Source organism: Methylomonas sp. ZR1 (assembly GCF_013141865.1).
GTDB lineage: Bacteria > Pseudomonadota > Gammaproteobacteria > Methylococcales > Methylomonadaceae > Methylomonas.
On sequence record NZ_RCST01000001.1, the window covers coordinates 2,915,768 to 2,939,919 of the forward strand.

The window sequence follows — 24,152 nt, forward strand, 5'->3', positions numbered from 1 at the left end:
TCGTCTATCTTAAAAATATAGAAAATCAATGTCATATGCTGTTTGTTTTTATTTAGAGTCAGGCTTTTTGGGCTTTACATACTTTTTTATGTCCGAATTTCATAAGCTGCCAACAAGGATAAATTATCGAGCTCATGCTAATGTTTACGATTAATGACAAGCAATTATTGTTGGTAAATTTATGATCTTACAACTTATCGGCTCGACGCTCTTCAAGATAGGAAAAAACGATTTAGAATAGTCGGTGAATAGAGGCTATCATTCAAATCGAAATGATAGCTCTCATCTTCTTTATCAAAGCTTTGTTTAAAGCTACTTTTAAGTCTGATTACCCTGTACGTGCTACAAAAATTTTATATTGCATAACTTGTCCCTTCTGTTCCGTCCTCCACTTTATAAACTTTGCAAGCCAGTCCTCTGAGTTGGAAGTTACCTTGTTCTTTATCACAGTATTCGTCAGAGTCATGAAGGATGACCGCATCCGCCGATTTCCAGAGACTCGATAACGCCGCTCCTGGTTCTTCACTTCCTGTTGTTTCCGGGTACCACCAGCCATGAGGAACCCTGACCACGTTAGGATGCGTGTCGTTGCTGAGCCACGACCTGAGTTTTATTCTTTTTCCGCTAGTTGATTCCACCCATGCCCAATCTCCATCCGACAGGTCCAAATCGTACGCCGTATCAGGATGAATTTGCATACGAGGGTCCGGCTCACGACCACGCAGCTCTTTAATAGACCGGCCAAGGCCAAAACTGTGAAACCAATAGTTTTCTCGCATCCCGGTAAAAAAAGTCAATGGATGCGACTTAGCCAACTCAGGTTTCCTTACATGGCTATCCGGTGGCTCAATCCAGCTTGGTAACGGATCATAACCAAGCTCTTCGAAAATGCTTGAATAGAGCTCGACTTTCCCGCTAGGAGTGCCAAAGCCTGTCTGTTCGTACTTCTTGAAACCGAGTTCAGGGGCAGACGCTCGATCTTGGGTTGATAATTTTTGCCATGTTAAACCTGCTGGTGCCAACCGTTCATCGTAGGCCTCTTCCATGCTTTTCCATGGCCAATCTTTTTCCTGTCCTAGACGGACGCCAAGCTCACGCCATAACATCCAGTCGTGCATACACTCTTCTGGCGCCTCCACCGCTTGCTCTCCTCCTTGATAGATTGGAATCCAATCCCAGTAATTAAACAAGTTCGGCCTTTCCAGCCAATGGGTGGCCGGCAAAATATAATCGGCGATTTGGGCCGTGGGTGACTTAATAAGATCCATGACAACTAACAGATCCAGATTCATCAACCCTTCGTAAATGTGAGTAGTGTTGGGGTAACTGTTTAAGGTGTTGTTACATTGCGATATAAGTGCCCTCAAGCGGTAAGGCTTGCCAGTTTTCATTGCCTCCCACATGCTTGCAGGATGCGCCATTGCGCCGCCGGATACCTGGTTTGAATATTTCTTGCCCCAGACCTTTTCCATTGCTGGACCAGTCTTTTCGAGTGTTTCCCAGCTCAAGAGCTTAAAGCGATCTACACCGAGTTGTTTCTTGCGTTGTTCAGGAGATAGCCTCTCATTGAGTTCGAATTCATCATCCGATGAAATTTCCGGATGGTACCCCATCAACAATTCGCCTCCGGGTACATCGAGATTACCGGTGATGGATCTCAATATGGTTAAGGCTCGCAAAGTCTGAGTGCTATTGGCATGATGATCAGGCACTGCTCCCCAGGGGATCACAGCCGGACCAGTAGTAGCATACATACGGGCAGACTCACGAATCTTATCCGCTGGTGCTCCAGTTATTTCTGACGCCCACTCCGGAGTGTAATCCTTCACTCTTTCAGTGAGTTGTTCAAAACCAACCGTCCATTTTTTTACAAATTCTTTGTCATAGAGGTCTTCATAGATGATCACATTGATCCAGGCCAGTAAATAGGCGCTATCCGTAGCAGGTTTAACTTGCAGAAAAATGTCCGCTTGATCACTGTAGCTATTACGGCGTGGATCTGTAACGATTAGTTTTGCTCCTCTATCCAGGGCATCCTTAATCCACAGATACTCAGCCGTCCATCTTTGCGGTCCCGGAGCGTGGCCTAAAAGTACGATGCATTTGGTATTATGAAAGTCTGGAAACTGCCAAAAACCGTAAGTCGCTTTACTGGGCACTGTGGAATTGGCTAAACACACGTATCCCGTCCAAGTCCAGTTCGGACTCCCCAGTAAGTTCATAAATCTTCGTGAGGCCGCACCAGCATTAGAGCTCCAACCATAAGTGCTGCCGATTGTTTCCGGCCCATCTTCGGCTATCAACTTCTTCATCTTATCGGCAATTTCATCTAAAGCTTGTTTCGTGCTAATTTGTTCCCATTGACCCGAGCCGCGCTCACCGACTCTTTTCAGCGCATGCGTTAATCGGTCTGGGTGGGTAATGTATTTATTTGCGTTAGCTCCCTTGATGCAGATCGAATTCGGAGTAAGGGGGTGATCTGGGTTTTTTTTGATCGATTTCACCTTACCGTCTTCAACGGTGACAAGAAGTCCGCAATTGATATCGCAGGTACTGCAGATGACCCATTTCGTTTCTTTGCTCATTTTTAGCCTCTTAAACTTGTTTTTACTGATTATCAATCGCCTCTACTAGGCATGGTTAACGCTTCTAATAGAGAGTCGAGATGTAGCAGTTGGCTAAAATTTACTGTAACTCCACAAGATTGTTAAATACCAATTTCCTATCGATCAATAGATGCAACCTATACATAAAGAAATGATACAAAAACCAAACTACCATTTAACAAAATGACCCGTTACTTTTCAGGGTATAACCAATCTTTCCACGCTCTTTATTTGGTGAGGTTTTCATTGATAGTTAGAGTTAACACCTGCTCGCGCAGTTTTAAGTAAATTCACCTGACTTTATCCACTACAACTCAATGCCGACGACAGTTTTCCTGGTTTTTTAATTCTTTATATCTTCACAGTTCAGTGATTTCTAAGTTTGGATCACACCGATATTGTCGAAAACATCACTCTCTAATCTGAGCATTGAAGCATTTCTGTCTCAACTTTTTCACTTTCAGATTAATGTCTAGAAGAGAACTCGTCGCATTGTTCAGGCTTGTATTAGCAAAATTCTATTTTCCATGAAATAATAGATTTTTCCTATTCAATGGACACTAACATGGAAATACAACAAATACGTTACTTTCTGGCAGTCTGTGATAAGAGTTCATTTACCCGTGCAGCGCAATCGACCTATGTGGCACAACCTTCCCTGACACAAGCAATAAAGAAACTGGAAGAAGAGCTAGGCGGCGATTTGTTTATTCGAGATCGTAGCGGTTGCCAACTTACACCTCTGGGACGTTTCGTCGAGCCAACCATGCGGCAAATATTTCGCGAAACGCAAAGTATCAAAGCCGATGCCATTCGATTCAATCGTTTGAACACAGTACCGTTGCGTATCGGCGTAATGAATACCATTTCTGCGCAATATTTGAGTCCTTTTTTTACTGACTTTCAGCAAGAGCGGCCACATGTAGAGTTGGAATTGATAGTGGATTGCGAAAGCAATTTGTTGAAGTTACTCGATGACGATACTCTTGATTTGGTCATCAGCGCACCAAGCACGCTACCGATTGGACACTATCATTCGTTAAAGCTTTATGAAGAACGCTATGTGGTGGTCTTCAACGACAAACACCGTTTCAATCAATTTGAGCGAATCGATTTGGTAGCGATTCAGCAAGAACCCTACCTTGATCGTCTCAACTGCGAGTTACGCGAAGAGTTACGAAACGTCTGTCAAGATAAACAAATCAATCTTTATGCCGCATACAGGAGTAATAGTGAGGAATGGATATTGAGTATGGTACGGGCCGGAATCGGTATAGCATTGATGCCTGAATTCACCATACCCAAAAAAGCGGACAACCTTAATTTTCGTTATCTGTCCGATCCTGAAATACTTCGCACAGTACAAGTTTTTTTTCAACCATCATCGACAGCAAACCCTGAAGTTAATCAGCTACTGGAAAAAATACGCGTGAATTTTTGACCTTCGTATTCGATATTTGGCAATAAAACCGAACTCATAAATACCAGTAGTAGAGCTTATTTACCTTGGCGACACTGCCTACTTCTCTTTAAATGACGGTGATTGTACTCAGGGCGGGGCGAAATTCCCCACCAACGGTATCCAGGCCAATCCGGGGAATCCGGGGAATCCGCGAGCGCCGTAGTTTCCGAAATTGGAAATCCAGGTCAGCAGATCTGGTGAGATGCCGACGCCGACGGTGATAGTCTGAATAAAAGAGTACAGCGTAAGGTGGCCCATTCACATACCGTGTTTGGAAGATTTATTCTTGCTCGTTAATTTTTTTTCAGCCCTGATCCTGGTGTTTCCATAACTTTTTTCGGAGCATTACCATGAATCAGACTTTACGATGATGCGCACCAACATCTAGAAAACGCGTTGGCTGCGTTACAACGAAGCCAGGGCGTGTTAGTTACGCAACCCACTCGACGATACGAAAGTCGTCCCCGCTTTACGTAACTCGTTAATGATGCGTAATCGACCGTAAACAGGAAAATCCAGCACAAAAGACAACACTTCTAGTTCGGTGACGTCGTCAACCCGATTTTTCAGATTTGACTGGCAATGGCTTTTATCATTATCAAATAGATTGTCGACATCTCCCGATTCTACTGCCGTTTCACAGCGATAAAACGTATCTAGCGACAGCCCCCATGACTTTGTAGGCTTTTAGATACGTTACTCCATTACTCGGCCAGATTCAGCAAACCGACTATAGGTTTAATGATTCGTGCATCTTTTTTATTCATTATTCGGGTCACATCCTTGCGGATTATAAATGCGTACTGAAGAAGCGGGATATTTTTCTAATAGCTCGACAGAACGAATTGGTCTAAGTTGAAATTCGCCATTACAATTTGGGCAACGCCCTCCCAGTTTGGTATCTGCACATTCTCGACAAAAAGTGCATTCAAAGCTACAGATCATAGCTTCCGATGAATCAGCAGCAAGATCTCTATCGCAACATTCGCAATTGGGTCGGAGTTCTAGCATAACATACTCCTAAAATAGTAATTTCCACATAATTATACCCATTCTAAAAATCGATAACTTCCACTTCCGCCATTAAAAATAACGGCGCTCCGCCACTCGATATTTCAATAGCATGAGCCGCAGTTTCTTGGCCTCCAGGTGAGCCTAAACATACTATTAAATCAGCAGTTGAATTGAAATAAATCTCTGCTACACGATGATACCTTGCTGGCGCGTTATTAACATTAGAGGTTATTAGTGAAGTAACAACTTTCGTTTTTCCGACTAATTTTTCAATTGCCATTGGTATATGCTCTTCAGCATAACGACGCTCGAAATCTTCTAAATTACTAGGAACTGGATATATCACAATTAATTTTGACTGTTTCATAAATTTTCCAAAAGAGTTAAAAGTCAATTTATATTAGAATCCAATCTCGCCATTTGTAAAATAATTTTTTCCTATAAAAAAATAGGTTTTATCAATACAAGTCAAAAAGTTAGCGAATAATTATAAACTTAAGGCGCATCTAAAAAACAGCCGTTTTGAACGATATTAATTTAGAATTCCGTAAAATAATTTCAATATTCGACCATTTTTCCATCAAAACGGCCTGTTTTTTCCCAAAATAAGCCTCTTTCTGAGCCTATTTTTGAATTTCTGATGCAATAATACGCCGACGTTCATAGCCATCACCCCGGATGACATTGGCAATTAGCTGTCAGAAAGGTCAAACAGGCGGCGTTTTTGGCTACGCCCCGACAGCGAATTTTGGCGTAACCAAAGCGGATTTTAATGTCCTGCAATACATGCTCAAGCTTGGCTCTAACGCTCTCCAATTCGCTCAGGGTCTGACGCAGTCGCTGAACCTGCGCACAATCGTCGTTCGTTAGCGTATCCAGTTTGCCAAGGCACACCACGATCACACAAAACGGTGCATTTTCGATAAGCATTTCCGGACGTTTGTCCAAGCCTTGATGACCGGCATCGCTGCCTATAAACTATTCCTCGCCATGCAGTAAAGACGCGGTTTCGGCAATGTCGCTGACATGCCTTGAGGTGACTTTGAACTTATGTACCAGCCCGATCTCGTGGTCGACGCCAATTTGGAATTTGCTGACGAAAAACATTGATTGCCTTTCTTGCCGGCTTGCATCTCGGGATCGCGCGACTGGCTTTTGATCTTGGTCAAGATCAGAGCAGTAATCAGACAGGCATTGATGATGCCGGTTATTAAAAACAGCGGGCGTTCACTCAGCATTTAGTTGATGGCTTGGAATATTTCTTCGGTCAAACTGCGCTGCTCCAGTAAATGCCTAAACTGCAAAATCGGGCTTTCATACGGCACAGCGTCCAGTCGAATACCGCAAAAGCGCTGCAACGATTCAATCAATCTCGTACAACGCGTCTTCCATGCCAGGGTCGGGGTAGTTGTAAACAATCCGTGCCAAGCGAACATGTCGCATGGCATTCAAAACGGCCTACGCCCCACCCCTTGCCTGATACATATAGTTACTTAATCACCGCCATCATCACCTGTCACGGCAATAAGTGTCCTTGTTGATTGAGAAACTTTTCTCGCCGCATGACTTTGCCTTTGTTGTTGTATTCGGCATCAGTGAAACTGAGCTGCTCGTATTGTTCCATGCGCGTCATCTCCAAAGCGGGGACTGACTCTCTAAATTATATCGCTTATTAATTCAGTTTTTTAAGACCGTTTTATGTGCAAGGAATTGATTTTGTTATAGAACAATGACAATGTTACGAATTAATCAGAAGTTTTCTAATCAAACTGACTCATATCGTTAGTAACTTCACGATATAAACTTACTATATATTATGAATCTATTGCCAATATCTATATTGACTTCACTTTTTGAATGTAGTATGCTTCTGTGATTGATAAATTTGATCAAGTAGTCAATTAAGGAGAATTTATGAATGAAAAAAATAACGCATTATGTGAAAAACACCGTGATATGTGTTCTATTTCTCGATCGATTGACAAAATTGGAGATTCTTGGAGCCTTTTGATACTTCGTGACTTGAGTAATGGCCTATCAAAATATGAAGAGCTTAAGAATAGCCTCGAAATTCCCCCTGCTACGCTGAGCAAACGCCTGTCTGCGTTGGTCGGAGAAGGACTGTTGACAAAAGAAATCTACCAAGATAATCCGCCTCGCGCAAAATATGTACTTACAGATATTGGTAAGGATTTCTTGCCAGTATTGGCTATCATCATGATGTGGGGCAACAAGCATGCTTCGCCAAATGGTATTGATACGCAGCTGGTTGATAGTAAGACGCACAAAAAAGTCGTTCCCATTATCGTGGATCGAGAAACTGGTAAAGAGATCGACTTCACTAAAATCATCTATGCAGGCGGACCAGCTAATTCGCCAGGTAAAATCAAGCGTCTTAAAGAGCGCGGCATTCCACTGAATGCTGCAAAATAAAAATTAAGACAGAAGATAACCATAGTGTGACACCGAAACAAAAATTAGCCCGGCCGCATAACCTCTACTTTTGAATTTGCTTAAAAATGGGAGATTACCGCAGGGACCCGGTCTTGGTGGAAAAGTGGCAGGCCGACGAATTTCCGGCATTGAAGGCTGAAACGAAACGCACGGGTGCGGTGATTTATTTTGCCGATGAAGCCGGCGTTCGTTCTGACTTTCATGCCGGTACGACCTGGGCGCCGGTGGGTCGGACGCCGACCGTGAAGATGACCGGGCGTCGATATGGATTGAATCTGATCTCGGCGGTCAGCGCGCGAGGCGATTTTCGCTTCATGGTGCAAGAATGCAACGTCACCGCCGAGGTGTTTATCGAATTTCTGAAACGTCTACTACGCGGTGCCGAACAACCGATCATCTTGGTCGTCGACGGCCATCCGATTCACAAGGCTAAGAGCGTTAAAACATTTGTGGAGCAACAGCAAGGCCGGTTGCAGTTGGTTTTTCTGCCACCCTACGCGCCACAACTCAATCCGGACGAACAGGTCTGAGGCCATATCAAACCGCGCATCGCCAAGCAGATGCCGGAAAATAAAATCTAATTAAAGAAACTCGTTCAATCCGCCATGCATCGATTACAGAAACTCCCCCAAGTCGTGAAATCTTTCTTTAAACACCCAGAGTGTCAATATGCTGGCATGTGACAATACTTTCTTCAGGAGCAGTAACAATTTTCCGCATAATTTTTCTCAATCAACTCTTTAGCAGTTGATTGTGCAAATAATACAGGATCGCAACTATTTTTCATTTGGGCTTGAATTATAGCGCCAATCAGTAACTGCGTGAATTGTTCAGCCATTTTTGTTGAAACATCTTTAGAGAAATCATAATTAAGCTGCTCATAAAATAATTTTATGAGTGTACTGTTAAACTTTAGGGATTGATCTTTAATAAATTCAAGGTCCATTGATGTTTCAATAAAGACATTAATAAAAGCTGATCCACGATAGCCTTCCATGGAAGATAGTTCGGCAAAATAACTAAATATTGCAAGCGCTTTTTCAGTGCATATATTTTTTTCTGCAATTCGGCACGTAATCTATACTCTAACACTTTACAATCTTTTTCTAAGTATTCTTTTATTAAGTCATTTTTTGATGGGAAATATTTATAAAAACTCATTTTGGCAACTTCTGAGCTTTTAACTATAGCATCTACACCTGTAGATTTGATTCCTTTTTTATAAAAAAGATCAGACGCTACATTTAAGATATGGTTTTTTAGTGCATTATTTTCATTCATAATAATTAAAGCTGTGCATATTAAAATTATTTAATTGTTTTATCTTGTCTTATTTCTGGCGAGTGTCGGCTTCCGGCGGGAAAGATTGCTAGCCATTCCTGACTAGCAATCGCGCCTACACCGCCACGTGATTACCTGAAACGCCCCAGATTGTCCGTGTCACATCGGCTTTGACCCAGCAAGGGGATCAAAGCTTTGGCTCTCCCATAACGACGCCACGCCATTTCGCGATACTTTGCAGTTTCCTAGTCGAAAAACCTACCGGCTCTGCAGCTTTCAGAGACCGTTCAATCTTAATTCGCTAACGCAGCGTTTGCAGTAGTTCACAACTTTAGAGATCGTTAAAAGCCCAATTGCAACATTTTTTCTAAAAGAGTGTTGCGAAGAAATGCATGATTCAATTTCAACAAGGTTCTGTTTCATAAATTGGTACGCTTTAGAAGTTAGCTAATAGAAGTATTATTTTATATGCTACGACATTCTATTATTGAATTTCATCGCTTATCTCTTAATCAACTTATAACAGCATTGAGTTTCGCAACTTCAAATATTGGTTGTAGTCTCGAGTTTTCGTTTTCTTATAAATTTATGCTGCAAAGTTGTATATAAAATTAATTCTAAATTTCAATAGGAATATTTAAAATAAAAAAATATTATATTAACTGTAAATTTTAGTATCTTTGAAAAGAGCACTGTCTAGTTTTTTAATTTCAATTAACGCCATTAATTAATAGTGCATAACCTATGCCTAAAAATCCAATTGTTGTTATCAGGAATGAAGATATAGTATATAAACGCCAATGTTTCTTTTTCCAAAAATCAGGATCAAAAGCTGCTATAGTAAAAACCGTCGGATTAGCAAAACCTCCAATTGCTACGCACCAGCAAGCAAACACCGGCAAATCAATCCCGATACCGTAAAATCCCAAATTAAATAATGCCATCAAAGCATAATCTATATGTGCTCGGATCATTGTCTTGTAATCAACTAAAAACTTCCCATCTATACCTTCAATTGGAAACCAACGAGCAAATGTCATTATCCAAGCGGATACGATCAAAGCGGCTATGCAAAAAGCCGCTCCCAACAGCAAAATATTCATGAATTACCTCTTAATCAAATCAATAAAATCGCAGACGCGTGGAAAACGTATCTGCCAGAAATTACATTCTATACCAATCGGTACAGTTTATGTAGAGAACAACCGCTGTTTTGATCAAAAATCGAGCGTATATTGAAGTTTTTGACCCACTTTGACAGTAACTGCCGCTCAAAATGGGCGTTTTTCATAGGTTCCTTAGGTAATTCAAATGACGCGGCTGTTTTTTTCATTAGAAATAGAAATAATCACCTGGAATCGGGTAATAAAAACAATTATTTTTACTACCCGATTTTAGTACCATTTTCTGCAATCAACTTCATTGAAATCAGTTTTTATTGCAGGTCAAACTTCAACTGATGCCTTTTGATTGCCTTTAGAGAAATCATAAACGCTAAAATCTGTATACCCATTGGCATCGAATGCATAGAATGTATTCCGATCATAATGCGTCAATGGTAAGTCGTGGAAAATTCGGTTGGGAAGATCAGGATTGGAAGTAAAATGTCTGCCGAAAGCAATCAAGTCAGCAATCTCGTTGTCGATTGCATTTTCTGCGGTTGCAGGTGTAAAACCACCGGCAGAAATGATAATACCTTCATAGATACCACGTAATTCTTTTGTCGCAATGGCATCTTGGTTTTCGGCTATTGTATCCGCTCCGCTAATGCGAGGTTCAATAATATGAAGATACGCCAAGGCATAATTATTCATCCGACTAGCTAGATAACGAAACAAGGCGCGCGGATCGCTGTCTCCCATACCATTAAAGGTACTACTTGGTGAAATACGCACACCAACACGATTTTGCCCCCAAACACTGATGGTTGATTCAAGTATTTCTGTAAGTAAACGTACGCGATTTTCAATAGATCCGCCATACTCATCAATCCGGTTGTTGCTTTTATTTTGTAAGAACTGTTCGATGATATGACCTTGACCTGCTTGTATCTCTATACCATCAAAACCTGCATTTTTCGCATTTTCTGCAGCGTATCTGAATTGCTCAATAACATTTGGAATTTCATTGGTTTGTAATGCTCGATGTTCTGAAGGAAGCTCAAAGCCGTTCGGAGTCGAAACCACGATATTTTTATTCTGTAAAAATTCTTGATTAACAGAGGCGGTTATAGGGAGTTTTCCTTCGGTCAAAAGTGCATTTGTAGCACGACCTGCATGAGATAATTGCACAAATATCACGCCTTTTTTTTCATGAACCACGTCAGTGATTCGTTTCCACCCTAGTACTTGTTCATCCGTATATAAACCTGGAGCTGTGTGATACGCACGTGCCTCAGCAGATACGGCCGTGGCTTCTGCGATAATCAAGCCACCTTCGGTAGCACGCTGACTATAGTGTTCTAACATCATATTGCTCGGTATAGCGTTAGGCCAATTTGCACGTAATCGGCTAATTGGTGGCATAACAATACGGTGATTAAGAGTGATATCGCCAACTTTTAGTGGGCTAAATAGTTTTTTCGAAGATTGAATGCTCATAATAATTACTCTGATTTTTTATTTTGAGATAGTCTGTCTAACTTCAAATAAAAGCACTAATAACTAAAGTTAGTTATATTTTTATTCATTTGTTTTTTAAAGTTATTCACATAGAATCCGTCTCAGAATCACATTTTTCAATAATTGTAAATAGTATTAAATCGAATACTGAATATTTTCATTTATCGGCTTGCACCATATTTTATGGTTGCCCCCATAAACCGGTAGAAAGCCTTATTTTTTTGGCAATAATTTCGTGACCGTAATTCATCGATGTGGATGAAGTTTTACCGATTGCTTGATTGATATTTCCCTCTTCCAGCAGATCGAGGCCCGCTTGGTAAGCACTCCAAATAGCACGGGCATAAAGCCGTGAGCCTAGGCTCAATCGTTTCACTCCTATTTTTTGTAACTCCGCCCATGGCACGATACCTTGCATTGTTCCGATCAGCAGATTGACGGGTTTGGGGGCCACTGCTTTCACGATCGCGCGCACGGCGTCAATATCGGAAGGATACGGTGCAAAAAGCACATCCGCTCCGACTTCGGCAAAGGCAGTCAGTCGTCGAATTGTGTCATCCAAATCTGGCCGCCCCTGAATATAATTGTCAGTACGACCAGTAAGCACAATGCGACCTTTGGCGACTTTGGCAGCAGCTTTGATGCGAGCTACTGCTTTATCGAAATCGTGAATCGGATTTTCCGGATTAGCAGTAGTGTCCTCGATGCCTACCCCAGCGAGACCCGCAGCGATTGCAGCTTTCACGGTAGCTGCAACATCTTCAGGTTCTGGCCCAAATCCATCTTCCAAATCGCCATTTACCGGTAAACCGGTGACATCCACTATGAGGCGTGCGTGCGCAAGGTGTTCTTCCCGACTGACTGCATGCCTTCCATCTATTCGTCCGAGCGTAGTTGCCAAAGCAGCAGAGGATGTTGCAAGCGCTTCAAATCCCGCATCCATCATTATCAGAGCCGATCCTCCATCCCATACGTTTGGCATAATGAAGCCTTCTGGTCGTTCGTGAAGGGCTTTGAATTGTTCATAGTGTTCTTGTTGTATGACGTTCATATTCATCTTGTTCTCCTATTTTTTAAATAACAGATCTGCATAACGTTTACCGCTGATTGATCTAATAACAGTCGTGCTTGCTCTTACCCAAATAGGGTCTGAGAAGCCTTAACGGTCATAGATTTTCACGGGTTGTTTCCCTTTGTTTTTTTTCGAATTGATGAAACTATGAATCCCACCCACCGCCTAACGCGCGAAATACGCCTACGGCAGCGCGCGCTATATCCACTTGCTTTGCGCTGAGTTGATCACGAGCTACTAGTAGCAGGCGATCCGCGTCCAATACATCGGTCAACGTAATAGAACCCGCTTTATAGGATTGCTCGGAGAGGTCGCGGGCTTTCATCAACGCTTGTACTTCGCCCTGTTGTTCATCAATATGAATTCGTGTTTGAGCAAAGACGACTAGCGAATTTTCTACGTCTTCAGCGGCGCGCAAAATAGCTTGTCGGTACACTGTCAACGCCTCGGCATTAGCCCCTTTTGCCCGCATCACTTCGGCATCAATTTTGCCAAAGTCGAAAAGACGCCATCGTAGTGTTCCTCTGGCAATAGCCTGAAATGCACCACCTGTAAATAAATTAGCACTCGAAATACTATCGAAGCCTAGTAGGCCAGACAGCGAGATTTTGGGATAATATTCTGAAATAGCTTGACCGATTCTTTCATTTGAAGCGGCAAGATGTCGTTCAGCCGCAATAACGTCTGGACGACGACGCAAAACATCAACAGGACGTTGATCGCCAGGAATAGTCGGAAGAAACACTATTTCAGTAACAGGATGCAACTCTCTCATATATGTGCCAGGCTGAACACCCATCAAAACATCTAATCTGTTCATCTGTTGCTCAAGGCCAATTCGAAGCAACGGAACAGATGCGCGAGCCTGTTTTAAAAGAGCCTCGGCCTGCGCAACTTCTCGCCCGGTAGCGCTCCCCGCAGTATGGCGATCATGTACCAAGCTTAAAAGATGCTCATCATCTTTAATTTGCTGCTCTGCGATATTGAGACGTACTTGATATCCTCTTATTTGGAAATAAGCATCCGCCGCATCTGCCACGACAAGGATTCGTGCTCCAGCTTGATCTGCCTCTGAAGCTTGGAATTCCGCTTTTGATGCCGCTTCACCGCGCTGCAAGCCACCAAAAAAATCTATTTCCCAGCTTGCTGCAGGTCCAATCGTAAAATTGGTAAAATCGCGGCTAAAGTTAGGTGAATTTCTAGCAATTGAGCCAAACAGCCCCTCTTTGCTCAGAGTCTGGCGGGTAACGGAGCCATTAAACTCAATGGTTGGCAGAAGCTTTGCGCTACTTCCATCTGAGATAGCTCGCGCCTGAATTACCCTTGCTTTCGTTACATCAAGAAAAAGATTCTGATCCAACACTCGTTGCACTACTTTAAGCAACTCTGAATCATTAAATCCCATCCACCATCGATCTAAACTAGGTGAGACAGCCATTTCCTTGTCGACAACTTCGACTTTATTGTGAAATGGCACTAATTCGATATTAGGAGCCACATAATCCGGACCTACTGCGCAACCAGAGAAAGTTGTGCTGAAAAATAAACCAGCAAGTAAAGCTACAAATATTTTGAGCATACTAGTCATGACTAATTTCCTTTTTGCTAAATTTTTGTACAAAGGCGTAAAGCGCTGGTGTGAATAAGAGTCCAAACGCTGTTACTCCGAGCATTCCAAAGAACACTGTGGTTCCAAGGGATTGGCGCATTTCAGCACCCGCACCTTTGGCTACTACAAGAGGAAATACGCCAAGGATGAAGGCAAATGAGGTCATCAAGATCGGACGCAGACGTTCTTTTGCCGAAAGCGTTGCCGCATCTTCCGGCGTCCGCCCTTCATGATCTTCATGGTGCTTGGCGAATTCCACTATCAAGATCGCGTTTTTCGCAGCCAACCCGACCAGTACGATGAAGCCTATTTGCGCAAGAATGTCGATCGGCATACTCCGCATGTCCAGCCCGATAATAGCTGCTAGCAAGCACATAGGTACGATCAGCACGACTGCCAACGGTGTACGCCAGCTTTCATACTGCGCAGCCAGAACAAGGAACACGAACAAGGCAGAAGCCGCAAAGATCGCCAGTGTAGGCACGCCATGCTGCGCTTGTTGATGTGAAAGCTCTGTCCATTCAAACGACATACCTTGCGGAAGCGTTTGTTTAGCCAGTTCTTCCATCCGCTCCATAGCCGTACCAGAAGCGATTCCTGGCGCAGCAGCGCCCATGATTTCCGCGGCTGGGAACATGTTGTAACGCGGGATGCGATAAGGCATGGATTGCTCTTTGAAATCGGTCACAGCGCTCAGCGGCACCATTTCACCGGCAGCATTTCTCACTTTGTATTTGCCAATATCTCCTGGAGTTTTACGGAATTCAGCATCCCCTTGGGCGAATACGGGATAAGTGCGACCCAAATAATTGAAATCATTCACATATTGCGAACCAAGATATAACTGAATAGTCGAGAACACATCCGTTGGCGTGAGCCCGACTTTTTCAGCCTTTAAGCGATCGATGTCGGCATAAAGCGACGGCGCACCAGCATTAAATAGCGTGAACACTCCAGCAAAGGTTTTATCTTTATTCGCGGCAGCAACGAGATCGTTGGTCGCTTTTGCGAGAGCTTGTGGCCCAAGACCTTCACGATCTTGGATCATCATTTTAAAACCACCAGCCGCCCCCAACCCCTGTACCGCAGGAGGATTGATTACGATCAGATAGGCTTTCTTATAATCCGCGAATTTTTCGCGCATTTTCACCAGCATTTCCGCAGCAGTGGTACCGGGTATATACTCACCGTAAAGTGAGGGAAGTGACGTGAAGATCGTCCCAACATTAGAGGCAATTGTATTTGTCGTCACATCGAATCCAGCTGTGGGCGATGTATGTTTTATGCCAGGAATGCTCAATGCCATATCATTGACTTCACGTACTACTTCGTCCGTGCGGGACAGGCTGGAACCGGGCGGTAACATAACGATGATCGCCTCATACCCAATGTCCTGATCCGGAATAAAGCCGGTTGGCATACGCGACATTTGGAAGCCTGTTACGCTGATTAACCCGACATAAACTATAAGAATACTCGCAGTAACACGCACAAAACGGCTGGTCATATTGCCATAACTGATCGAGAGCCATGCGAATCCACGATTAAAGTGGTCGAAGAGAGGGTTCTTAAAGCGTGCTACACCGCGTGGCTTCTCATATAACTCGCCAGTCTTATGCGGTATTAGCAGTATCGCGCAAAGCGCTGGGCTCAGCGTGAGAGATACAAAACTCGAGATTATTGTGGAAGCAGAAATTGTGATCGCAAACTGTTTAAAGAAAAGCCCCGGAATTCCGAAGACGAAGGCCAAAGGTACGAAAACTGCGCAGAGTGTAAGAGTAATAGCAATTAATGCGCCAGACACCTCGTTCATCGTGCGATGCGCGGCTTCTTTAGGTAGCATACCCGTTGCCATATTGCGTTCGACGTTTTCCACCACCACAATAGCGTCATCAACCACAATACCTACTGCTAGCACGAGGCCGAAAAGCGAGAGATTATTGATAGAGATTCCAAACATCGAGAGGATAGTGAAGGCACCGACCAGAGAAACGGGAATAGCTACCACGGGAATCAGAGTAGCCCGCCAGTTTTGAAGAAAGAGATACACCACGCCGACTACAAGAATAATGGCGATAAAGATGGTTTCGATTACTTCATGAATCGACTGGCTTACGAAGGTGGTAGGATCGTAAATGTTGATATAATCAACACCGGTCGGGAAGGATTTTTTAAGCTCGGCCATCTTATCCCAAATGGCGTGCTCTACCTCTACTACGTTAGCGTCAGGTGTCGGGATAACCCACCAAGGTGCGGAAATATGCTTATCAGCATAAGCGATTGAACCGTAATCTACAGAACCAATTTCAGCTCGGCCAATATCACGGATGCGAGTGATGCGACCTTGATTATCCGATTTGACGATAATGTCGGCAAACTGATCAGGAGAAGTTAACCGTCCGAGAGCTTCTACGTTGATCTGGAAAGCTGCATCGGTCGCCACTGGCGGGGCATTGAGATTACCAGTCGATACCTGTGCGTTTTGGGCGCGAAGGGCGCTCATAATCTCGCTGGCGCTGATGTTATAGGCTGCAGCTTTGTCTGGATCAATCCAGATACGCATCGCATACTGACGTTCTCCCAAAGCCCAAAAATCAGCTACACCGGGAATACGCGCGATCTCATCACGAACATGAAGCATGTAATTTGACAGATATTCGGCGCTACGCGACCCATCCGGTGAATAAACATGTACGCCTAGCAATAGCGATTGGATAGTCTTTTTCACCTGCACGCCTTGCAGCTGCACTTCTTGCGGCAAGCGTGTCAATACGTCCTGCACACGATTTCGCGTCAGCAACAGAGCGGTATTGGCGTCAGTGCCAACCTTAAAAATGACAGTAATCGCCAGCCTGCCATCACTAGTTGATTGGCTAGTGATATAGTCCATGCCCTCCACGCCATTGATCGCTTGCTCAAGCGGCGTCGCGACAGTGCGGGCAATGGTATCTGCAGATGCACCAGGAAATGTGGTCGTAATTTGAATTGTGGTGGGAACAATACTCGGATACTGTGCGATCGGTAATTTAACCATCGCTGCCAACCCGAAAACGATGATGAAGATATTGATGACTATCGCAAAACGCGGGCGATCTATGAAGAAATGTGTCAGTTTCATGTTGATTACTCTTTATTTTTTTGATTTACGGATTCGGTTTTCGCGTTCATTGGCTTCACTTTCGCGCCGGGAGCAGCCGAAGCCATACCTTCGATAATCACCAAGTCACTAGCGCCGATACCCGATTTGATGACGCGCATTCCATCATGTAAGTCACCTACTTCAACTCGCTTAGGCTTCACCGTTCCATCGTGATCGACGGTCAGTACGATATGGTTGGATTGATCAGGTGTAGCCGCCGCATCCGGCACCAACAAGGTTGATTCAGCTGAAGTCAGAGCTAAGCGGACACGAGCGAAGCCGCCTGGAGTGAGTAACAGATCTTTGTTGGGAATTGTGGCTCGAGCACGGATGGTGCCGCTGGAACGGTCGATGGCGTTATCTACGAAATCCAGTGTTCCTGTGCGATTCAGTTTTGCGTCACCGAGATCCACATAAACTTTGCTAGCCAACTCGCCTTTCTCGGTCATGCGCTGACGTTGGAAGGTTTGGTAATCGGCTTCGCTCATATCGAAATTTAGGTAAATCGGGTCGAGAGATACGATGGTGGTCAGTAAGGTAGTTGGCCCGGTACCTGCGCGATTACCTGCAATCAGGTTGCCGACCGATACTTGGTGCGTGCCTATTTTTCCGCTGAAGGGAGCTATGATGCTCGCGTGATCAAGATCGAACTTTGCATCGCGTACCAGCGCCTTTGCTACGTTTACTAAAGCAGAAGCGGCTTGTTGATCGGCCAAACGTTGCTCTACGTTTTGTGTAGTACCGGCATCCGTTTCTTTCAGAACTTTTGCCCGTGTTAATTCTTGATTTGCCAACTGCAGCTTTGCCTGTGCATTTTCCAGTTGAGCCGTCGCTTGACTGTATCTGATTTCGTAAGGAGTCTGGTCAATGGTAAAAAGCGGATCGCCCTTTTTTACGAGATCACCGTCTTTAAAATGTATCTTTTCTAATGTACCGCCGACCTGGGGACGCAGTTCAACATGCTCAACGGCAGCAAACTGACCAAGGAACTTTAAGTGAGTTTCAAAATTTCCTTTCAAAGGAGAACTAACGATCACGCTCGGTGGATCCATAACTTGCTCTAAAGTTGTTTCGGTTGCAAAAAGTTCGTGCGCACAATAGCCACCCATCATGACAACGCTAAAAATGACAAAACGATTAATTTTTTTTCCGCTTGAGGCCTTTTTAATTAACCGCGAATAGTTCGGTGAGTTAGGCTGAGAAACGTACGGTTCGAAGTTTGAACGTTGAGAAGCTTCGTTATTCATAAAATGCCCTTTTGAATATTGTTTGTTTAAAAGACTCTACGGAGGTAGTTATCGATGATGGCGTCATTGACTTGCTTTGCCTTCAGATCTGTAAATTTCGACACTGCAAGCCAGATAAATTCACCTGGCTCGCCTACAAATGCTGCTTTTAAAACATCGCCAGATAAGCTAACGAACATATCTAACAACCCTGAAATAAAAAATTTTTCTCTTATAATTCATAATCTTTCCTTCTCATTTCGCTTCATTTTTTGAAGCGACTGCAATTAGTGTAGATACTATTGTTTTTGCTGTCAATATTTTTTTTGTATTGACTATGTGTAATGTAGTTGCTATAGTTTTATTGCCTATTAACGATACGAAGTCATTTATTGAGAGGGGCTTATGAAAGGCAAAGACAAAAAAACATGTGAAAAGCATCGAGACATGTGCTCAATTTCAAGAGCAATTGACAAAATAGGTGACTCCTGGAGCCTATTAATTTTGCGTGACCTAGGCCAAGGCCTAACACGCTATGAAGAATTTAGAGAAAATCTGGAAATTTCTCCCGCTACACTGAGCAAACGGCTTTCGATGCTGGTCGAAGAAGGGCTGGTGGTAAAAAAAATCTACCAAGACAATCCGTTGCGTGCGCAATATGTTCTGACCTCGATGGGTCAGGATTTCATGCCCGTCTTGGCGATGATTATGGTTTGGGGCAATGAATACGCATCACCTAATGGCACTGATGAGCAATTGGTTGAAAAGACAACTCGCAAAGAGATTTCATCAAACGTTGTGAATGCAGAAAAACGATGTGCCGATCACGTTTGAAATACTTGTGCTCGCTAGTGGCCTGCCTCTCCTTGGAATTTCGTATGACAATTTCTAAATACATTAGATCTAATCTAACTACCGTGATTGCATCGGCTCAAAACCAAATTTTAATTAGCTATTGCCTCAATCAAATTTCTCACCTGCGAGTAATATGAAGCTATGAACGAGCTATATCCTTATAAGTACCCGTTTGATTGGATAGAAACATTGGAGTTCTTGAAAGCTCGGTCAATTAAAGGAGTGGAGTTGGTTACGGACGAATGTTATTTGCGCACTGTGCGAATCGGCAAGCATTTTGGATGGATCAAGGTATCTCATGTGCCAGAGACGCATTCGCTAAAGATGGAATATTCGCCGTCTTTATTGCCGGCGCAGCCAGCATTGCAGAATCGTTTACACAAGCTGTTTGATCTTGCGGCAGATCCCGATCTAATCAATGCGCATCTCATAAAACATAAGTTGCTCAAAACCAGCATAGCAAAACATCCCGGCCTGCGCGTTCTTGGTGCATTTGACGAATTTGAAATGGCGATTCGTACCATACTTAGTCAGCAGATCACTGTGAGAGCCGCCACTGCCATTTTCTATCGATTTACGAATGCTTTTGGCGAAAATATTATCACGCCATTTCCCGAACTCTCTCGACTAACCGTACAGGCAGAAACGGTCGCCAGGGCAACGGTGGACGCTATTGCTGAGCTCGGTATTGTGAGTGCACGCGCCAAATGTATTATTGTGATGGCTCAAGCCTTTGTTTCGGAAGGATTCCTTCTTGAGCCGAAATTAAAGCCAGAAACAGCAATTGAAAAGCTGGTTAAGCTACCGGGGATCGGGCCGTGGACGGCTCACAATATCGCTATGCGAGGCCTAAACTGGTCGGATGCCTTTCCGAAGGAAGATATCGCCGTGCGCAATGTTTTGGGCGGCGTGACTGCTCAAGAGGCAGAAGAGTTATCACAGTTATGGCGGCCATATCGCAGCTATGCGGTGATACATCTTTGGAAAATGTCATCTGAAAATCACACTAACAAATTGAAATGCTAAAAGGGGGACACATGTACTATCAGATACTTTCACAATGTATTCATAGCCTTACACAAATAGAGGCATGGCTTGATAAAGCTGAGCAATATGCAACGGATAAGAAATTCGATGTGAATATACTCATGCATAGCCGCCTCGCGCCTGACATGAAAGATTTCATCTATCAGGTCACTAGCGCGTGCGATTATGTTAAAGCAGGTTCGGCTCGGCTAACTGGCCAAACGCCGCCAAAGCATGAGGACACTGAACAAACGATTGAAGAAGCTCGTGATCGTATCAAGAAAACCATCACCTTTGCAGAAAGCGTAAAAGAAGTGCAATTTGAGAGAGCTGGCGAACACATGATTACGGTTTCGTGGCAACCTGGCAAGCTTATTAGAGGAGAAGATTATCTTCTTCAAATTATCATTCCGAATTTCTTTTTTCATTTGACAACCGCCTACAATATTCTTCGCCACAATGGCGTTGAAATCGGCAAAATGGACTATTTGGGCAGTATGAATTTTGTTGAGATTACTCGTTAAGAAGTCGAGTACTCCGAGATGGAACAATAAAATTTGCTTTAACTAAGCTTTTGCTATTTCTCCGAATTATTGAGTTAGATTAAGTAGAGCTTGTGTTAGGCAATCATAGCTCTCCTATATTAACGGGCTGCCATGCAGCAAGTCAGTAATCCCATAAAACAATGTGGTCTTTGTTACAGCACTAATCACCACGCACGATAACGAGAGTGCAACATGAGCAAACATATCCATCTAGTCAAAGTTGCTGTAGGGACAAATTCTTTTAACGATCTTAAAGAATGGCAAGTTCAACTTGCTTGTAAAAAAGCCGCCAAAGGAGAAAACGGCACGCTTATACACATTACCCGTCACACACCTAAGCGTGCAGGGGAGTTGCTTGATAATGGTTCTATTTATTGGGTGATCAAAGGCCATATCAGGGCGCGTAACCGCATTCTTGAATTACGGCCGATGATGTATGACGGCATAAAGCATTGTGGGATTGTTTATGACCCACAGCTGATCCGTGTAGCTCCAGATCCGCGCCGCCCATTTCAAGGATGGCGTTATCTCGAAGCAAAGGACGCTCCATCAGATATTGATAACAATGTTTACGATATATTTGAAACCATGTTGATTGAGTTTACAGGGTCAGACTTAAAATGAGCTATGTTTTTACAGCATTTCAGTCTCCAGTAGGCGAATTAAAGTTGGTAGCCAGTGATCAGGGTTTGATGGCAATTTTGTGGGCGAATGACAATCCAAATCGCGTGCCACTTGGCTCGATGAAGCGAGATGATGCGAATCCGGTATTGATACAAACTCGCTTGCAACTGGAGCAATATTTTGCCGGAAAGCGGCAGCGATTCGTGTTGCCGCTTAATTTTGTCGGTACGGATTTTCAAAAACTAGTATGGCAATCACTACTTACAATCCCATTTGGCGAAACCCGAAGTTACGGGCAAATCGCTCTACAAATTGGCAAACCAAAGGCAGCGCGAGCGGTCGGAACCGCTAACGGTCGCAATCCGATATCTATTGTTATACCGTGTCATCGAGTAATTGGCTCCAATGGTGAACTTACAGGCTTTGCCGGTGGGTTGAAAGCAAAGGCTTATCTGATCGAGATTGAAAATCCGGAAACATAGACCGTCTTCGGGCAGATAGTGAACCCAGATTGATTTGATTTGATTTAATTTGATTTACCGGATTTTCGTCCGATAAGCCATTGTCTGGGTAGTATAAAATTATTGCTCACTTTAACTAAACATTAAGAGCTATCTCAGCGTTATTCAGTACTAAGTCTTCGGCTGAAAGTTGCTGGAAAAAGGTTTCCTCCGTTGGGACCCAGATATACATATTAAATAGCTCTAAGGGATAGATTCTGGCAGAGTAAATATCCCCCGGCAAAGCCGGGGGCTTTATGGTGTGAACCGCTCAAAGCGGTAAATAGGGTCGCTAACGCGGCCCTTTAGAACTGGCCGCCAATAGGCGGCGACTCATTGCCAAAGGTTCATTTGCTCAACTCGCTGGTCTTCATGCTCTTGATGCCGGATATAGTCCCGAATCATCGTTTCATCACGACCCACTGTTAGCCTCGCGCCCAAAAATGCTGTCCGACAAAGTTACGCTTCTTTTCGCCATAAACCCGGGCCAAATGAATCGCACTCTTCCCTTTGATATAACCAATGACCTGCGACACTGCATATTTGGGCGGAATCGAAATCAACATATGCACATGATCCGACATCAAATGCCCTTCCAATATCCGGCTCTCCTTTTGGCTCGCTAGCCTTCGGAAAACTTCACCTAAATGCTTTCGCAACGCCTTATACAACGTCTTTCGTCGACACTTCGGGATAAACACCACATGATATTTGCACTCCCATTTGGAGTGGCTTAAGCTCTCGTTCTCGTCCATCAGGTTCTCCTCTGTCGTGTGCTTGGCGGCTCACGCTCTCGAGTGTCCTGGTGGACTCCTCTAAATGTCAAACTTCGGCTGTCTCCCCGGCAGAGCCGGGGGATTTCTCATGATTGGTTAATGAGTACGCCGACACTTTCGAAGTAGATCTAACAAAAATGCCAAGCCTGCTTTTCCGCTGGCTTGGCATTCATAATCATTATCTGGGAAACCGCATCTATCTGGTTGCATCTTACACAATGGCTGTTAACAATGAATGGCGTTCGCGATAAATCTTGCCTCGCTTCCGGCAGTAACCATTATTGAGCGACTTTCTTTTTGCGTGCGGCGCTTTCAAAAGCAGGCATCTTTGTAGGGTTTTTTTTCGACTGCTCCAGAAGGCGATGATTCATCACATCGAGAATGTATTTTGACAGCTTTGCGTCTTCGATGAGCCTCGACATCGTGATGGCACCAATCATCGCGGAAAGCGTAAATATTGCATCATCTTTTGCCGAAGCGTCGGAGTCTTCGCCAGCTACATCAATGGCGATGTCGATCAACTGCTTTAGTCCGCTGGCAACACCTTCGCGCGTAGACGTTTCGGCACGCGCCAGCTCACTTCCCATTTGGATCACTGGACAACCGCCCAGTTCGCCGTCGCGAAACTCAGATGTCAAATAATTCTGAAGGTAACGAACAAAATCCGATGGTCCCTTTTCAGCAGCTGATCGCGCAGCTTCGACGAAAACGTCCATACTGACCCCGGCGGCTTCAGCAACCAACGCTTCTTTTGAAGAGAAATGCCGATAGAACGCCCCATGCGTCAATCCCGCAGCGAGCATAATTTCGGCCACTCCAGTCGCATCAATGCCTTTCTTCTTAAAAGCCTGTGCAGCAACCTCAACGATGCGTTTATGCGTCTCAATCGTCTCAGCTTTCGACTTCTTCATTACATTTTCCTTTCAAACCACCTCGGTACAGGAGTTGGATCTAAAAACAACGATCTCTATGTTTTAGATGATAATATATATCTAAAATACTTCAAGCTTTGATCACTTAATGCTCGTTTTGTCGCCTTGGAGATAAGCAATGATCGCCAGCAGCTGAACAAGCAACGCAACTTCAAAAATGCTCTGATTACTAAATGCTTGCCGCAACAGCCCAGATAGGGCTGGCGCTAGTGCATATGCTCCCTGGGAGATTGCAACGATCAGAGCAACGGCCCGCGAAGCACGCGACTCGGAGAATTCAAAATTTGCAATCACTGACGGAATCGAAATTGCATTTCCGACGCCCAATCCGAATGACAACACATCTAAAATGTTGTGGCCATCGGCGAATGCCAAAAGCGTACAGCCTATTGCCTGCGTCAGTAGGCTAT

At 44.0% G+C, this 24,152-nt stretch carries 25 protein-coding genes, 1 pseudogene and 1 riboswitch; of the genes and pseudogenes, 8 read left to right on the plus strand and 18 right to left on the minus strand.

The genetic code is table 11. From position 1 onward, the window contains the following. Window positions 1-353: 353 nt before the first annotated feature. Window positions 354-2,585 (minus strand): molybdopterin-dependent oxidoreductase, encoded by a 2,232-nt coding sequence (locus DDY07_RS13105; RefSeq protein ID WP_064007090.1) that lies wholly within the window; start codon window positions 2,583-2,585, stop codon window positions 354-356. A gap of 586 nt (window positions 2,586-3,171) precedes the next feature. Between DDY07_RS13105 and DDY07_RS13110 the strand changes: the two genes are divergently transcribed. Beyond that, a complete protein-coding gene (locus DDY07_RS13110) occupies window positions 3,172-4,047 on the plus strand; it encodes a LysR family transcriptional regulator (RefSeq protein WP_064007091.1) in 876 nt (291 codons plus the stop codon). A 100-nt stretch (window positions 4,048-4,147) separates the two neighbouring features. Beyond that, window positions 4,148-4,313, plus strand: a riboswitch (FMN riboswitch). Window positions 4,314-4,827: 514 nt separating this feature from the next. Here DDY07_RS13110 and DDY07_RS24465 read toward each other — a convergent pair. From DDY07_RS24465 to DDY07_RS24130, 5 genes are all read right to left on the minus strand, one after another. After that, complete coding sequence (locus DDY07_RS24465) at window positions 4,828-5,079, minus strand: DUF1272 domain-containing protein (protein WP_082879502.1); 252 nt, start codon at window positions 5,077-5,079, stop codon at window positions 4,828-4,830. Window positions 5,080-5,122: 43 nt separating this feature from the next. Continuing rightward, window positions 5,123-5,449 (minus strand): EthD family reductase, encoded by a 327-nt coding sequence (locus DDY07_RS13120; protein ID WP_064007092.1) that lies wholly within the window; start codon window positions 5,447-5,449, stop codon window positions 5,123-5,125. 302 nt (window positions 5,450-5,751) lie between these two features. Next, on the minus strand, window positions 5,752-6,012 hold the full coding sequence (locus tag DDY07_RS24125) for a hypothetical protein (RefSeq protein WP_231886510.1): 261 nt from the start codon (window positions 6,010-6,012) through the stop codon (window positions 5,752-5,754). Between the two features lie 48 nt (window positions 6,013-6,060). Continuing rightward, complete coding sequence (locus DDY07_RS24315; RefSeq protein WP_269454636.1) at window positions 6,061-6,189, minus strand: hypothetical protein; 129 nt, start codon at window positions 6,187-6,189, stop codon at window positions 6,061-6,063. A 131-nt stretch (window positions 6,190-6,320) separates the two neighbouring features. After that, complete coding sequence (locus tag DDY07_RS24130; RefSeq protein ID WP_231890196.1) at window positions 6,321-6,452, minus strand: transposase; 132 nt, start codon at window positions 6,450-6,452, stop codon at window positions 6,321-6,323. Window positions 6,453-6,996: 544 nt separating this feature from the next. On the opposite strand from DDY07_RS24130, the gene DDY07_RS13130 reads away from it, so the two are divergent. Then, window positions 6,997-7,515 carry a helix-turn-helix domain-containing protein gene (locus tag DDY07_RS13130; protein WP_020481766.1) on the plus strand — a complete coding sequence of 173 codons (519 nt, stop codon included), beginning with the start codon at window positions 6,997-6,999 and terminating at the stop codon, window positions 7,513-7,515. A gap of 86 nt (window positions 7,516-7,601) precedes the next feature. After that, window positions 7,602-8,066 (plus strand): IS630 family transposase, encoded by a 465-nt coding sequence (locus DDY07_RS13135; protein ID WP_064007093.1) that lies wholly within the window; start codon window positions 7,602-7,604, stop codon window positions 8,064-8,066. Window positions 8,067-8,230: 164 nt separating this feature from the next. Here the strand turns inward: DDY07_RS13135 and DDY07_RS13140 are convergent, their stop codons facing one another. The 9 genes from DDY07_RS13140 to DDY07_RS13180 form a co-directional block, all read right to left on the minus strand. Then, complete coding sequence (locus tag DDY07_RS13140; RefSeq protein WP_171696222.1) at window positions 8,231-8,482, minus strand: hypothetical protein; 252 nt, start codon at window positions 8,480-8,482, stop codon at window positions 8,231-8,233. Beyond that, the gene (locus DDY07_RS13145; RefSeq protein ID WP_171696223.1) at window positions 8,449-8,817 is read right to left on the minus strand and encodes a TetR/AcrR family transcriptional regulator; all 369 of its coding nucleotides are present in this window, start codon (window positions 8,815-8,817) and stop codon (window positions 8,449-8,451) included. Before DDY07_RS13145 ends, DDY07_RS13140 begins: the two co-directional genes overlap by 34 nt. A 710-nt stretch (window positions 8,818-9,527) precedes the next feature. Next, on the minus strand, window positions 9,528-9,920 hold the full coding sequence (locus DDY07_RS13150; RefSeq protein ID WP_064007095.1) for a hypothetical protein: 393 nt from the start codon (window positions 9,918-9,920) through the stop codon (window positions 9,528-9,530). Window positions 9,921-10,262: 342 nt separating this feature from the next. Then, a complete protein-coding gene (locus DDY07_RS13155) occupies window positions 10,263-11,417 on the minus strand; it encodes an alkene reductase (protein WP_064007096.1) in 1,155 nt (384 codons plus the stop codon). 202 nt (window positions 11,418-11,619) lie between these two features. Continuing rightward, window positions 11,620-12,495 carry an isocitrate lyase/phosphoenolpyruvate mutase family protein gene (locus DDY07_RS13160; protein ID WP_064007097.1) on the minus strand — a complete coding sequence of 292 codons (876 nt, stop codon included), beginning with the start codon at window positions 12,493-12,495 and terminating at the stop codon, window positions 11,620-11,622. A gap of 160 nt (window positions 12,496-12,655) precedes the next feature. Further along, window positions 12,656-14,131 carry an efflux transporter outer membrane subunit gene (locus tag DDY07_RS13165; protein ID WP_253734480.1) on the minus strand — a complete coding sequence of 492 codons (1,476 nt, stop codon included), beginning with the start codon at window positions 14,129-14,131 and terminating at the stop codon, window positions 12,656-12,658. Then, window positions 14,091-17,237, minus strand: coding sequence for an efflux RND transporter permease subunit (locus DDY07_RS13170; RefSeq protein WP_064007099.1), 3,147 nt, complete (start codon window positions 17,235-17,237; stop codon window positions 14,091-14,093). The genes DDY07_RS13165 and DDY07_RS13170 overlap by 41 nt, the downstream gene beginning before the upstream one ends. Window positions 17,238-17,242: 5 nt before the next feature. Next, a complete protein-coding gene (locus DDY07_RS13175; RefSeq protein ID WP_231886512.1) occupies window positions 17,243-18,505 on the minus strand; it encodes an efflux RND transporter periplasmic adaptor subunit in 1,263 nt (420 codons plus the stop codon). 26 nt (window positions 18,506-18,531) lie between these two features. Beyond that, the gene (locus DDY07_RS13180) at window positions 18,532-18,684 is read right to left on the minus strand and encodes a hypothetical protein (protein ID WP_171696224.1); all 153 of its coding nucleotides are present in this window, start codon (window positions 18,682-18,684) and stop codon (window positions 18,532-18,534) included. A gap of 205 nt (window positions 18,685-18,889) precedes the next feature. Here DDY07_RS13180 and DDY07_RS13185 point away from each other — a divergent pair, with 205 nt between their 5' ends. The 5 genes from DDY07_RS13185 to DDY07_RS13205 all read left to right on the plus strand — a co-directional run bounded on the left by DDY07_RS13185 (window position 18,890) and on the right by DDY07_RS13205 (window position 22,016). After that, window positions 18,890-19,318, plus strand: a complete 429-nt coding sequence (locus DDY07_RS13185) for a helix-turn-helix domain-containing protein (RefSeq protein ID WP_064007101.1) — start codon at window positions 18,890-18,892, stop codon at window positions 19,316-19,318. Window positions 19,319-19,480: 162 nt separating this feature from the next. After that, entirely contained in the window at window positions 19,481-20,365 is an 885-nt protein-coding gene (locus DDY07_RS13190) for a DNA-3-methyladenine glycosylase (RefSeq protein ID WP_064007102.1), read from the plus strand. An 11-nt stretch (window positions 20,366-20,376) separates the two neighbouring features. Then, a complete protein-coding gene (locus DDY07_RS13195; RefSeq protein WP_064007151.1) occupies window positions 20,377-20,889 on the plus strand; it encodes a DUF1993 family protein in 513 nt (170 codons plus the stop codon). 213 nt (window positions 20,890-21,102) lie between these two features. Beyond that, on the plus strand, window positions 21,103-21,534 hold the full coding sequence (locus DDY07_RS13200; RefSeq protein ID WP_064007103.1) for a DUF1489 family protein: 432 nt from the start codon (window positions 21,103-21,105) through the stop codon (window positions 21,532-21,534). Continuing rightward, window positions 21,531-22,016, plus strand: a complete 486-nt coding sequence (locus DDY07_RS13205; RefSeq protein ID WP_064007104.1) for a methylated-DNA--[protein]-cysteine S-methyltransferase — start codon at window positions 21,531-21,533, stop codon at window positions 22,014-22,016. Before DDY07_RS13200 ends, DDY07_RS13205 begins: the two co-directional genes overlap by 4 nt. A gap of 351 nt (window positions 22,017-22,367) precedes the next feature. Here DDY07_RS13205 and tnpA read toward each other — a convergent pair. From tnpA to DDY07_RS13220, 3 genes and pseudogenes are all read right to left on the minus strand, one after another. Next, window positions 22,368-22,789 (minus strand): annotated as a pseudogene (gene tnpA, locus DDY07_RS13210) (IS200/IS605 family transposase). Between the two features lie 299 nt (window positions 22,790-23,088). After that, window positions 23,089-23,721, minus strand: coding sequence for a TetR/AcrR family transcriptional regulator (locus DDY07_RS13215; protein ID WP_064007105.1), 633 nt, complete (start codon window positions 23,719-23,721; stop codon window positions 23,089-23,091). A 102-nt stretch (window positions 23,722-23,823) separates the two neighbouring features. Continuing rightward, window positions 23,824-24,117: a hypothetical protein gene (locus DDY07_RS13220; RefSeq protein ID WP_157203924.1), complete on the minus strand. Its 294-nt coding sequence runs from the start codon at window positions 24,115-24,117 to the stop codon at window positions 23,824-23,826. Window positions 24,118-24,152: the final 35 nt, after the last annotated feature.